At 66.9% G+C, this 11,797-nt stretch carries 16 protein-coding genes; 2 read left to right on the top strand and 14 right to left on the bottom strand.

Annotated features, from left to right (window positions below):
• Positions 1–26 precede the first annotated feature (26 nt).
• The 11 genes from tolQ to SVA_RS16315 form a co-directional block, all read right to left on the bottom strand.
• Positions 27–695: a protein TolQ gene (gene tolQ / locus SVA_RS16265; protein ID WP_096462999.1), complete on the bottom strand. Its 669-nt coding sequence runs from the start codon at positions 693–695 to the stop codon at positions 27–29.
• Between the two features lie 23 nt (positions 696–718).
• On the bottom strand, positions 719–1,138 hold the full coding sequence (ybgC, locus tag SVA_RS16270; RefSeq protein ID WP_197703262.1) for a tol-pal system-associated acyl-CoA thioesterase: 420 nt from the start codon (positions 1,136–1,138) through the stop codon (positions 719–721).
• Between the two features lie 28 nt (positions 1,139–1,166).
• Complete coding sequence (gene ruvB / locus SVA_RS16275; RefSeq protein WP_096463001.1) at positions 1,167–2,213, bottom strand: Holliday junction branch migration DNA helicase RuvB; 1,047 nt, start codon at positions 2,211–2,213, stop codon at positions 1,167–1,169.
• Positions 2,214–2,238: 25 nt separating this feature from the next.
• A complete protein-coding gene (gene ruvA / locus SVA_RS16280; RefSeq protein WP_096462220.1) occupies positions 2,239–2,832 on the bottom strand; it encodes a Holliday junction branch migration protein RuvA in 594 nt (197 codons plus the stop codon).
• Positions 2,829–3,350 carry a crossover junction endodeoxyribonuclease RuvC gene (ruvC, locus tag SVA_RS16285; RefSeq protein ID WP_096462221.1) on the bottom strand — a complete coding sequence of 174 codons (522 nt, stop codon included), beginning with the start codon at positions 3,348–3,350 and terminating at the stop codon, positions 2,829–2,831. The genes ruvA and ruvC overlap by 4 nt, the downstream gene beginning before the upstream one ends.
• The gene (locus tag SVA_RS16290; RefSeq protein ID WP_096462222.1) at positions 3,350–4,099 is read right to left on the bottom strand and encodes a YebC/PmpR family DNA-binding transcriptional regulator; all 750 of its coding nucleotides are present in this window, start codon (positions 4,097–4,099) and stop codon (positions 3,350–3,352) included. Before SVA_RS16290 ends, ruvC begins: the two co-directional genes overlap by 1 nt.
• Positions 4,100–4,207: 108 nt before the next feature.
• Positions 4,208–4,861 carry an esterase/lipase family protein gene (locus tag SVA_RS16295; RefSeq protein WP_148665530.1) on the bottom strand — a complete coding sequence of 218 codons (654 nt, stop codon included), beginning with the start codon at positions 4,859–4,861 and terminating at the stop codon, positions 4,208–4,210.
• 7 nt (positions 4,862–4,868) lie between these two features.
• Positions 4,869–5,321, bottom strand: coding sequence for a dihydroneopterin triphosphate diphosphatase (nudB, locus tag SVA_RS16300; RefSeq protein ID WP_096462224.1), 453 nt, complete (start codon positions 5,319–5,321; stop codon positions 4,869–4,871).
• Positions 5,296–7,098 (bottom strand): aspartate--tRNA ligase, encoded by a 1,803-nt coding sequence (aspS, locus tag SVA_RS16305; RefSeq protein ID WP_096462225.1) that lies wholly within the window; start codon positions 7,096–7,098, stop codon positions 5,296–5,298. The genes nudB and aspS overlap by 26 nt, the downstream gene beginning before the upstream one ends.
• Before the next feature lie 42 nt (positions 7,099–7,140).
• Complete coding sequence (locus SVA_RS16310) at positions 7,141–7,785, bottom strand: DUF502 domain-containing protein (RefSeq protein WP_096462226.1); 645 nt, start codon at positions 7,783–7,785, stop codon at positions 7,141–7,143.
• A gap of 1 nt (position 7,786) precedes the next feature.
• Complete coding sequence (locus SVA_RS16315) at positions 7,787–8,077, bottom strand: FmdB family zinc ribbon protein (RefSeq protein WP_096462227.1); 291 nt, start codon at positions 8,075–8,077, stop codon at positions 7,787–7,789.
• A gap of 352 nt (positions 8,078–8,429) precedes the next feature.
• Between SVA_RS16315 and SVA_RS16320 the strand changes: the two genes are divergently transcribed.
• Complete coding sequence (locus tag SVA_RS16320) at positions 8,430–8,744, top strand: HU family DNA-binding protein (protein ID WP_096462228.1); 315 nt, start codon at positions 8,430–8,432, stop codon at positions 8,742–8,744.
• Between the two features lie 121 nt (positions 8,745–8,865).
• On the opposite strand, the gene SVA_RS16325 is transcribed toward SVA_RS16320, so the two are convergent.
• On the bottom strand, positions 8,866–9,186 hold the full coding sequence (locus tag SVA_RS16325) for a DUF6763 family protein (protein WP_096462229.1): 321 nt from the start codon (positions 9,184–9,186) through the stop codon (positions 8,866–8,868).
• 149 nt (positions 9,187–9,335) lie between these two features.
• Between SVA_RS16325 and SVA_RS16330 the strand changes: the two genes are divergently transcribed.
• A complete protein-coding gene (locus SVA_RS16330; RefSeq protein ID WP_096462230.1) occupies positions 9,336–9,683 on the top strand; it encodes a histidine triad nucleotide-binding protein in 348 nt (115 codons plus the stop codon).
• A 70-nt stretch (positions 9,684–9,753) separates the two neighbouring features.
• Here the strand turns inward: SVA_RS16330 and ssb are convergent, their stop codons facing one another.
• Positions 9,754–10,209, bottom strand: coding sequence for a single-stranded DNA-binding protein (ssb, locus tag SVA_RS16335; RefSeq protein WP_096462231.1), 456 nt, complete (start codon positions 10,207–10,209; stop codon positions 9,754–9,756).
• Positions 10,210–10,345: 136 nt separating this feature from the next.
• Entirely contained in the window at positions 10,346–11,722 is a 1,377-nt protein-coding gene (locus SVA_RS16340) for an MFS transporter (protein WP_096462232.1), read from the bottom strand.
• Positions 11,723–11,797: the final 75 nt, after the last annotated feature.

The following is an 11,797-nucleotide window of genomic DNA, read 5'->3' on the forward strand; positions in this document are numbered from 1 at the left end:
CGCCGGCGCCCGTACGCCTGCACGGGTTATGCCTTCGCCGCGAGCGCCTGCCGCTGCAGGATGCTCGAAAATTCATCCATGAAGATCTCGTAGCGCGTCACCAGCCGCTCGACCTTGTTCGAGTAGCGGTTGTACGCGATGACGGCGGGAATCGCGGCGAACAGGCCGATGGCGGTCGCGATCAGCGCCTCGGCGATGCCGGGCGCAACGTGACCGATAGTGGGCTGCTGGATCGAACCGAGCGCGCGAAACGAGTTCATGATGCCCCAGACCGTGCCGAAGAGCCCCACGTAGGGACTGGTCGAGCCCACGGTGGCGAGGAACGGCAGATGCATTTCGAGGTAGTCCGTCTCGCGGGTGAGCGCGACACGCATGGCCCGCTGCACGCCCTCGAGCAGTCCGGCCGGGTCGACGTGGGGTTGTCCGACGAGCCGCTTGTACTCGCGAAAGCCCTCGACGAAGAGGCTCTCCATGCCGGCTGCGCTCTGCGCCTTGGCGAACTCCGTGTACATCTGGTTGAGGTTCCCGCCCGACCAGAACTTGTTCTCGAAGCGGTCGGCGGCGCGGTACGCGGACTGCAGCGCGAACCACTTGCGAAAGATCATGGTCCACGAGATGACCGAGGCCAGGATCAGTAGCGCGATGACGATCTGCACGGGCAGGCTCGCGTTCTTGATGAGCGCGAAGATGGCCATGCCTTCGGGACTGGCGACGACGTTCACGTGGATTCCTCTAGACGTTGAGCGAGGGCGGCGGGCAGGGCGCGCGGCGCGAAGGTCTTGGCATCCAGGCACGCGACGCGCACTTCGCCCTCGCAGACGGTCGCCCCTTCGCGCACGATCGTCTGCGCGAACGTGAGGCTCGCGCCGCCCCGCGCGGCGACCCGCACACCTACGTTCAGGACATCGTTGAAGCGCGCGGGCTTCACGAATTCCAGCCTTGCCGAGCGCACTGCGAAAATCACACCCTCGTTGGCGATCAATCGGTCCTGCTCGAAACCGAGCGCCCGCAGCCATTCGGTGCGTGCGCGCTCCATGTAGCGCAGGTAATTCGCGTAGTACACGACTCCGCCCGCGTCCGTGTCTTCATAGTAGATACGAACAGGGATCGCAAAGTTCAGGGCCTTGTCGTCCTCCACCGGACGCCTCCTCTTCCGCACCCGGGGCTCAGCCCTCGAAGATTCCGCGCTGCAGCGGATCGCTACCGGCAGGCGGGGTGATCCCGAAATGCCTCCAGGCCGTCGCCGTCGCCAGCCGCCCGCGCGGCGTTCGCATCAGGAAGCCCTGCTGGATCAGGAACGGTTCGATCACGTCCTCGATCGTCCCCCGCTCCTCCCCGATCGCCGCCGCCAGGCTGTCGACCCCGACCGGCCCGCCGCCGAACTTCTCGATCACGGTCCTCAGCAGCTTGCGGTCGAGGACGTCGAATCCCTGCTCGTCCACCTCTAACATGCGCAGCGCCGCCGCCACAATGTCAGCCGTCAGGGTGCCGTTGCCTTTGATCTCCGCGAAGTCGCGCGCGCGCCGGAGCAGGCGGTTGGCGATGCGCGGCGTGCCGCGCGAGCGCCCGGCGATTGCGCCGATCGCGTCCGGCTCGCTCGCCACGCCGAGGATGCCGGCGGAACGAGTGACGATGCGCGCGAGCTCCGGCGTGGTGTAGAACTCGAGCCGGAGCACGATGCCGAAGCGGTCGCGCAGCGGCGAGGTCAGCAGCCCCGCACGCGTGGTGGCGCCGACGAGCGTGAACGGCGGCAGGTCGAGCTTGATCGATCGCGCCGCCGGCCCCTCCCCGATCACGATGTCGAGCTGGCAGTCCTCCATCGCGGGATAAAGGATCTCCTCGACGACCGGCGAGAGCCGGTGAATTTCGTCGATGAAGAGCACATCGTTCGGCTGCAGGTTAGTCAGGATCGCGGCGAGATCGCCGGGACGCTCGAGCACCGGTCCCGAGGTTTGGCGCAGGCCGACGCCCATCTCGTGCGCGACGATGTGCGCGAGCGTCGTCTTGCCGAGCCCCGGCGGGCCGAAGAGGAGCACGTGGTCGAGCGCCTCGCGCCGTGCGCGCGCGGCGGCGATGAACACCTCGAGCTGGTTATGGATCGGCTCCTGGCCGACGTAATCCGCGAGGCGCGTCGGGCGCAGGCGATTCGCTTCCACGCCCTCGTCCGCGGGCTCCTGCACCTGGCCGGACACCAGTCGATCGGTCTCGATGATGGGATTCTTCATGTCCGCCATGTTCTCAGCTCGCCGCCGCCTTCAGCGCGTTGCGGATGATTTCCTCGGTCGAGAGCCCTTGTGCCGGTACGCCGCGCACGAGCCGGCTCGCTTCCGGCGGCTTGTACCCCAGCGCGATGAGCGCGCTCACCGCCTCGCCGACCGGATCGCGCGTCTCGGGCAACGGCGCGGCGGCGGCATATGTCTCGCTTCCGTCGGCCGACAGCTTGTCGCGCAGCTCGACGATCAGACGCTCTGCGGTCTTGCGCCCGATCCCCGGTACCTGGGTCAGGCGCGCGACGTCCTCGTGGGCGACGCACCGGGCGAGCTCTTCCTCGGAAAGCCCGGAGAGCACCGCCAGTGCCACGCGGGGACCCACCCCGTTGATCTTGAGGAGTGCCCGGAACTGGCGGCGCTGCGCCTCGCGTGCGAAGCCGTACAACAGGTGCGCGTCCTCGCGAACGACGAGGTGCGTGTGCAGCGTCACCGTTTCCCCGACCGGGGGCAGGTCGTAGAAGGTGGTCATCGGCGCCTCGAGCTCGTAGCCGATCCCGCCCACGTCCAGGAGCAGGGCCGGCGGCTCCTTGCGGATCAGCACGCCGCGCAGGCGGCCGATCACGCCGGCACCCCTGCGGTACGACCCCGCATCCCCCGACCGAGCGCGCCCTGGCCGACGGCATGATGCGCATGACAGATCGCGCAGGCGAGCGCATCCGCCGCATCCGACGGCGGCGCCCGGTCGAGGCCCAGGAGCGCCCGCACCATGTGCTGCACCTGGGGCTTCTCCGCTCCCCCCGTGCCGACGACCGCGCGCTTGATCTCGCGCGCCGAATACTCGCTTACCGTCAAACCTCGATTCGCGCCGGCGAGCACCGCCACGCCCCGCGCCTGGCCGAGCTTGAGGGCGGAGTCCGCGTTGCGCGCCATGAAGACCTTTTCCGCGGCGAAGACGGTCGGCTGGTAGGTATGGATGATTTCGCTCACTCCGTCGTAGACGGCCTTGAGGCGGTCGGCGAGGCTGCCGGCCGGCAGGCGGATGCAGCCGCTCGCCACGTACTGAAGCCTGCCGTTGCGCAGCACCTGCACCACCCCGAAGCCGGTCACCCTCGACCCCGGATCGATGCCGAGGACTCGCATCAGCCCGCCTGCCGCTCCAGTACGGACTCGGGGAAATCGGCGTTGGTGTAGACGCTCTGGACGTCGTCGAGATCTTCCAGCACCTCGAGCAGTTTGAGCATTCGCTCGGCGTCCTCGCCCTCGAGCGTCACCGTGAGGGCGGCGCGTTCGCAGATCTCCGCGACTTCGGGTTCCAGGCCGGCGCGGTCGAAGGCCTCCCGCACCGGCGGGAAGCCGTCGGGGCTCGTCAACACTTCGAGCGTGCCATCGTCGTTCGTCACCACATCCTCCGCTCCCGCATCCAACGCGAGCTCCATGATCCTGTTTTCGTCCGCGCCCGGCGGAAACGAGATCACGCCCTGGCGCCTGAACAGGTACGCGACCGAGCCGTCCTGGCCGAGGTTCCCGCCGTGCTTGGTGAACGCATGGCGCACCTCGCCGACGGTACGCGTCCGGTTGTCCGTCGTGCACTCGACCATCACCGCCACGCCGCCCGGCCCGTAACCTTCGTAGCGCACCTCCTCGTAGCTCGCGCCCTCGAGCTCGCCGGTGCCCCGCTTGATCGCGCGCTCGATATTGTCCTTTGACATGTTGGCCGCGAGCGCTTTGTCGATCGCGTGGCGCAGGCGCGGGTTGTGTGCCGCATCGCCCCCTTTGGTGCGCGCCGCCACCGTGATTTCCCGAATCAGTTTCGTGAAGACCTTGCCCCGCCTGGCATCCTGCGCGCCTTTGCGGATGCGGATGTTGGCCCACTTGCTGTGACCGGCCATCGGAAATCGCGTAACTCTTTGATTCGAGCAGTTTTCCGCCATCGAGCGGTGCCGGGCAGTGTAACATCGCACGCGGCCTCCGCGCACGCCGCAGGCCGCGCCGCCGGTTCAGTGCCTGAAGCGCCCGGTCCGCAGGAAAACGCACACCTGCGTTGCCACCGCACGCGACACGAGCATGCCGCTATGGCTCGTCGGGAGGACGATCGAGTCGGACGCCTCCGCAAGTCCTGCCTCGGTGACCGTGACCACGCCGTCGTTCACCTCGTCATGCCGCACGAAGAGCCGCCCCAGTCCGAGGGGCACGCTCCCCGCGATCACACCGATCTCGCGCCGGACGGGTCGCAAACCGCGCGCCTCGCCGGCCAACAGGGCGCCGATGCTGCGGCCGAGCCAGCGCCGTCCGAACGCCGTGCGGCCGACCTGGACGGCGGCCGCCGATCCGCCGTGCGGCGAGCCCAGCGTCACGACCCGCCCGGGTCGGTTCAGGTCGACGCCATGCAACGTTGCGCGAATGACGACGCCACCGAGACTGTGCCCGACGAAGTGAACCACGTCGCCCGGTACCCGTGCCGCGAAGGCATGCAGTCGCGCGGCGTTCTCGCGCAGATCGAGGCGGCAGGTCGGAAAGGAGTACGGATACGTGTCGAAGCCGCAACGCGCGAGGCGTCGCGCGAGCAGCGCGAGACTCCAGCCGCCAAGCCAGAGACCGTGGACCAGGACCACCGACTCGCGCGCCCCGTTTGCGGACCCTCGCAGTGCCACTCGCCTGCTATCCCAGGTTCCGCGCGATCGCCTCGATGGCGGCCCGGTTGCTCCAGGAGTACACCGTCGCCGCCGCCCGCGGGAACTCGAACCAGGCGAACTCGGCATGCTCGGGGGAAAGGACGACCGGAATCTCGGAGTCGACCGCCACGGCAAAGCCGTACTCGGTGTTCTCGGTGACGCCGGGCGCATAGCGCGCACGCCACTGCGGCATGATCGTGTAGCGCTGGGTGAGCGCGAGATCGGTCAGGGCCTCGGGCAAAACGGCCAGCCCGGTCTCCTCGCGCAGCTCGCGCACCGCGGCCTGGCGCGGGTTGTCCTCGTTCCATTCCAGGCTCCCGGTTACGGACTGCCAGAAACCGGCTGCGTCGGCGCGCCGCAGCAGCAACACCCGGTGCGCCGTGTGGACGACGACGAGAACGGATTCCGGACGCCTAAAGTTTGTCGCCGCCGGCGGCATCGGCGGAGCCCGCCGGCTTGCGCAGCCGGATGTGCAGCTCGCGCAGCTGCGCCTCGTCGACCGTGCTCGGCGCCTCGGTCATGAGGCACGAAGCCTTCTGCGTCTTGGGAAAGGCGATCACGTCGCGGATCGACTCGGCACCCGCCATGAGGGCGACGACGCGATCCAGCCCGAAGGCGATACCCCCGTGGGGCGGGGCGCCGAACTTCAGGGCGTCGAGCAGGAAGCCGAACTTTTCGCGCGCCTCCGCCTCGTCCAGACCGAGCGTCGCGAACACCCGCTGCTGCACGTCGGTGCGGTGGATGCGGACCGATCCGCCGCCGATCTCCGAGCCGTTCAGCACGAGATCGTAGGCCCGGGCGCGCACGTTGGCGGGGTCCAGATCCACCCGCTCGAGGTCCTCGGCCTTGGGTGCGGTGAAGGGGTGGTGCAGCGACTGCCACCGTTTGAGCTCGGCGTCGTACTCGAACATCGGGAAGTCGACGACCCAGACGAGCCGCCAGCCCTCCTGGCGCAGGCCCAGGTCCTCGGCGAGTTTGAGGCGCAGCGCGCCGAGGGCGTCGTTCACGATTTTTGCCTGATCGGCGCCGAAAAAGATGAGATCGTTCGTCTGTGCACCCGTGCGCTGCAATATCCCGCGGATGGCATCGTCCGTCAGGAATTTGAGAATCGGCGACTGCAGGCCTTCACGCCCGCGCGCAGCGTCGTTCACCTTGATGTAGGCGAGCCCCTTGGCCCCGTACTGCCCGACGAACTCGGTGTAGCCGTCGATCTGGCTGCGCGTGAGCTCTCCGCCCCGCGGCACGCGCAACGCAGCCACCCGCCCCGACGGCGAGTTCGCCGGCCCCGAGAACACCTTGAACTCGGCCTCTTTCACGAGATCGGCGACTTCCACGAGTTCGAGCGACACCCGAAGGTCCGGGCGATCGGTGCCGAAGCGGTGAACCGCGTCATGATACGACATCCGCGGAAAGGGATCGGGCAGATCCACGTCGAGCACTTCCTTGAACAGGCGCCGGACCATCTGCTCCATGAGTCGGGTGATCGCCGTCTCGTCCATGAACGAGGTCTCGATGTCGAGCTGCGTGAACTCGGCCTGACGGTCGGCGCGAAAGTCCTCGTCGCGGAAGCAACGCGCGATCTGGAAGTAGCGGTCGAAGCCCGCGACCATGAGGATCTGCTTGAAAAGCTGCGGCGACTGCGGGAGCGCGTAGAAGTGTCCGGCGTGAATCCGCGAAGGCACCAGGTAGTCGCGCGCGCCCTCGGGAGTCGAGCGGGTGAGCATCGGCGTCTCGATCTCGATAAAGCCATTCGCCTCGAGGAAGCGGCGAAGCGTCTGCGTCACGCGATGGCGCAGCAGAATGTTGCGCTGCATCGAGTCGCGCCGCAGGTCGAGGTAGCGGTACCTCAGGCGCACCGACTCGTTCACGTCCGGCTCGTCGAGCTGGAACGGCAGCGCCTCGGCGCGGTTCAGCACCTCGATCGACTGCGCGGCGACCTCGACCTCCCCGGTCTTGAGGTGCGGGTTCTCGGTCCCCGGCGGCCGCCGGCGCACCCGGCCGACGATCCGAAGCACGAACTCCCCGCGCACCTCCTCGGCCTTCCTGAAGACGTCAGGGAGTCCCGGATCGAACACGACTTGCGCGATGCCTTCGCGGTCGCGTAGATCGACGAAGATGACGCCGCCGTGGTCGCGACGGCGGTGCGTCCAGCCGCAGAGGGCCACTTCCTGGCCGATCAGTGACGCGTTGAGCTCGCCGCAATAGAGGGTGCGCATCTTGAACAGTCCAACAATCGGTTGAATCGGATGACGGGTGGGCTACGAGGCCTGCGCGCGCCGGGGCGCGATGAGCGCTTCTTTACGACCCTCGGGCACGACCACCCCTACGGAGATGATCATCTTGAGCCCGTCGTCGACCGGCATTTCGAGCTCGATCACGTCCTCTCGCGGCAGCATCAGGATGAAGCCGGAAGTCGGATTCGGGGTCGTCGGGACGAAGATCGTAAGCAGGTCCTGGCCCGTGCGATCGCGCACTTCGTGCACGCCCTCGCCGGTCAGGAAGGCCAGGCTCCATATGCCCTTCCGCGGGTACTCCACCAGCACTACCTTCCGAAACGACTTGCCGGTGCCGTGGAAAATGGCTTCGGTCAGCTTCTTGACCGAGGTGTAGATGGTGCGCACCAGGGGGATCCGGTCGAGCAGCCGCTCGCCCAGGTGCAGGAGCTGCTGTCCGAAGAGGTTCGTGACGACGACCCCGGTGCCGACCACGATCGCGGCGGTCAACAGTATGCCGAGACCCGGAATGCGAAAGCCGAGCAGATTCTCCGGACGAAGCCCCGCCGGCAACAGGAGCAGAGTCTGATCCATCAGATCGACCAGGAACTTGATGATGAGGAGCGTCACCCCGAGCGGGACCCAGATCAGCAGTCCCGCCACGAGGTAACGCCGCAGGCGGTGCATCATGTTATCCGGCGCAGCCGCAGGTCCCGCCGCCGCACCCGTGGGCCTTCTTCTTCTCGCCGGCCTCGGTCCCCTCGGACGCCTTCTCCTTCTCCTTTTCCTTTTTCTTGCCTGAATCCTTGAAATCGGTGGCGTACCAGCCGCTTCCCTTCAGCTGAAAACCGGCCGCCGACAGGAGCCGCTTCAGCGACGGCTGCCCGCACGCGGGACAATCACGCAGTGGCTCCTCGGCCACCTTCTGAATGGCCTCCAGGCCGTGGCCGCAATCGGTGCACTTGTACTCGTAAATCGGCATACCACACCCTCCGCTTGGCTGCGCCCCGAAACATGGGGACGAAGCGACATCGAAACAACCGGTCGATTATAGCGGCTCCCGGGCGCCTAACACATTATTTTTCCGATGCATTCCTCGTCGCGCTCCTCGATGGGCCGGTCGCGCCGCTCACCCGGCGAGCGGCGTCCGATCCCGAGGAGTCGATAACAGGTCGTCGGCGCGAGGGCGTTGCGCTCGGCAGCGGTCGACCGCCGGGCGAGTCGGCGAGGCGTTCCGCCGGACGCTTTGCTCAAATGACGCTGTTTTTTTCGATAAATTACTGCTAGCGTATCGCAGCCGCACAACCTTCAACTTCCACCGCAGGAGTCACTACATGGCGACAGCCGGAAAAAAACCAACGACCAAATCCGAGATCTTTGCCTATATCGCCGAAAAGACGAACCTCAAGCGCAAAGACGTGGTCGGGGTCTTCGATGCCTTACAGGATCTGATCGAGCGTGACCTCAAGAAAGGGCCCGGGATCGTGAACCTGGCCGGGCTGATGAAAATCAAGGTGGTCAACAAACCGGCGGTACCGGCCCGCAAGGGTATCAACCCGTTCACCAAGGAAGAGGTCCTGTTCAAGGCAAAACCGGCCCGCAACGTCGTCAAGATTCAGCCGCTCAAGACCCTGAAGGACATGGTTTGAGAGGCGCTCCCGGCGCGGAGAGGGGGAGCTCTCCGCGCCTGGCCCGTCCCGCCCCGGCGGTGATCGTCGATAGCGGAAACCGGCCTCGGAAGAGTGGGTCCGGCAGCCGGCCCCGACCTATCTACTCCTCGTAGTCGTCCTCCTCCTCGTCGTCGTAGTCGTCCAGGTCCTCGTCGTCCTCGTCGTCGTTCGCACGCCGCCCGCCGCGGGGCTTCGCTTCGTCTTCTTCCTCCTCCTCATCCTCTTCGCCCTTCCAGGGGGCCGACTTAAGCGGTTGAAGATCCATCTCGTACCAGGCGTCCAGATCGATTTCGTCCACGCCGCCATCGGCATACTGGATCTCTATGGTCCCTTCGTCCTCGTCGAACGAGAGGACCTCGAACGCCTGGCCGTCCTGGTCCTCGTAAATCGCCCCTACGACCGGCTCTTCTTCCATCGGCATCTACCCACCTCCAGATCAAGATGCACGGATTTCTGGTTTCCCTATTTTAAACCACGGTCGCGCGGCGGCCTGGCGGCCGGGCCTTTTCGCATGCCCGGGCGCCGCCTATGCTCTGCCTCCTGAACCCACCGCCGGAGCGAGGAGCAGCTATGGCGCAAAATTGTCTCTTTTGCAGAATGGTTTCGGGGGAGATCAGGCCGGACGTGGTCTATCAGGACGACGAGGTCCTCGCCTTCCGCGACATCAATCCGCAGGCCCCTGTGCACGTACTCGTGATTCCCAAGCGCCACATCTCCACGCTGAACGATCTCGAGCCGGGAGACGCAACGTTGGTCGGAAAACTGTTTTTGGCCGCCCAGAGGGTGGCGCGGCAAGGGGGTGTCGCGGAGTCGGGCTATCGGACCGTCATGAACTGCAACGCCGATGCCGGGCAATCGGTCTTCCACCTACATTTGCACGTGCTCGGCGGCCGGGTGATGGCATGGCCGCCCGGCTAGCGCCGGTGTTCACCCGACCGGGGATCGCAGGGTCGATCCCCTCAATCCCTTAGAATCTCACGCTCCAAGGCTAGAAAGGAATGTCGTCGTCGAAGTCGGGGGGCGCGCTCTTCGCACCGCCGGCCCGTGCCGGCGCCGCCTCGTAGCCGGCGGTCGATTCGGTCGCCTCGCTCGGCGCGCCGGCACCGCCACGGGAACCGAGCATCTGCATTTCATTCGCGACGATCTCGGTCGTGTAGCGTTCGTTGCCGTCCTTGTCCTGCCACTTGCGCGTCTGCAGGCGCCCCTCGACATAGATCTGTGAGCCCTTTTTCAGGTACTCCCCCGCGATTTCGGCCAGTCGGCCGAAGAACACGACCCGATGCCATTCCGTTCGCTCCTGCTTCTCGCCGGTGTTCTTGTCCTTCCACGAATCGGTCGTCGCAATCGTGACGTTGGCGATCGCCTGGCCGTTCGGTGAGTACCGCACCTCCGGGTCCCGGCCGAGGTTACCGACGAGTATCACCTTGTTGACGCCGCGTGCCATAGACTCCTCCAGTGGTGGTCGTACCGCTTGTGATCCGGGAGAACGGGGGAAGGCGCTAGAGTCTAGCGGCAACGTCGGGGCCGTACAATTGAGCGCTGCGGACCGCTGAAAAAACCGCGCCGGGCCTGAACCCCGATCAGGCCGGGGTCGAGTAGCGCTCGAGGGCCGCATCGTCCAACGCCGTGTCGTCGACCTTGAGATACGCCACGCCCTCGTCCGCGATGACCGTCGCCTCCGCCACCCCCGGTATGGCGGCCAGCCGCGATGCCAGGTCGCGCGCCTCTGCCGGGGCGCGGCGGCCGACCTGCAGCGTCCGGGTCGTGAGGCGCGCCGGTGGGGGCGTAAAGACGGCCACAAGGAACCAGACGGCCAGGAGCGCCCCGGCACCCGCGTAGACCGAGGCGAGCCCGAAGCGCCCGTGCATCCAGCCGGCGGCCGCACCCCCGACAAAGGCGCCGAAGAACTGGAACGTGCTGTAAATGCCGATGGCGGCCCCTTTTGCCGTTGACGGGGCGGTCCTGGAGATCAGCGACGGCAGCGAGGCCTCCAGTACGTTGAAACCGGTGAAAAAGAGGAACAGGGCGGCCAGCAGATACGGGAGCTCGCTGTGTCCCAGATAGAGCGCCCCCTGCGCGAGGGCGAGCGCGAGCACGCTGCCCGCGAAGACGGGGCGAAATCCGCGCGGACGCTCCCCGGCGGCAATCAGCGGGAACAGGAATACGACGGAGGCGAGCATGAGCGGGAGGTACACGCTCCAGTGGCGCTCTCCCGGCAGCCCCGCGTAGCGAACGAGCGTCATGGGAAGGACCACGAAGGTGGCGGTCAGCACGGCGTGGAGCACGAAAATGCCGATATCGAGACGAAGCAGGGCCGGGTCGCGAAGAACGAGCAGAAATTCCGCCCGTACCGGCCGCCGCGAGCCGGCCGGGGGCCCGGCAGTCGGCGTGGGGACGGTGCCGAAAAGCACGGCCAGACCCACCCCCGCGAGGCCGGCGGTGAGCCAGAAGATCCCCGGGACGCCGATGACCGAGTCGAGCGCGGGGCCGAGCAGCAGCGAGCCGAGAAACGAGGCACCCACCGTGATACCGATGATCGCCATGGCCTTGGTGCGCACCTCCTCCCGGGTGAGGTCGGCCACGAGGGCGACGACCGCGGCGCTGATCGCCCCGGCGCCCTGCAACGCCCGGCCGACGATCACCCCGGCGATGCTGTCCGCGAGCGCGGCGATCGCGCTGCCCACCGCAAAAAGAAGAAGCCCGACCGCGATGACCGGCTTGCGACCGAGCCGGTCGGACAGCATCCCGAAGGGGATCTGAAGAAAGGCCTGCGTCAACCCGTAAACGCCGAGTGCGAGGCCCGCCAGAAAGGGCGTGTAGCCCGAAAGCCCCTCGGCGTACAGCGCGAAGACCGGCAGGATGAGAAAGAGGCCCAGCAGCCGCGTGGCGAAGATTCCCGCCAGGCCGGCGACCGAGCGGCGTTCGAGCGGGGTCAGGGGACGGGCGCGTGGGCGCACTGAGGGTCCAGGCGCGAGGCGCCTTACCTGCGTGCGCTCTCGCTTTGGTTCTTGTCCAACGGAGCGGGTATACTA

The sequence above is a fragment of the Sulfurifustis variabilis genome, assembly GCF_002355415.1.
Lineage (GTDB): Bacteria > Pseudomonadota > Gammaproteobacteria > Acidiferrobacterales > Sulfurifustaceae > Sulfurifustis > Sulfurifustis variabilis.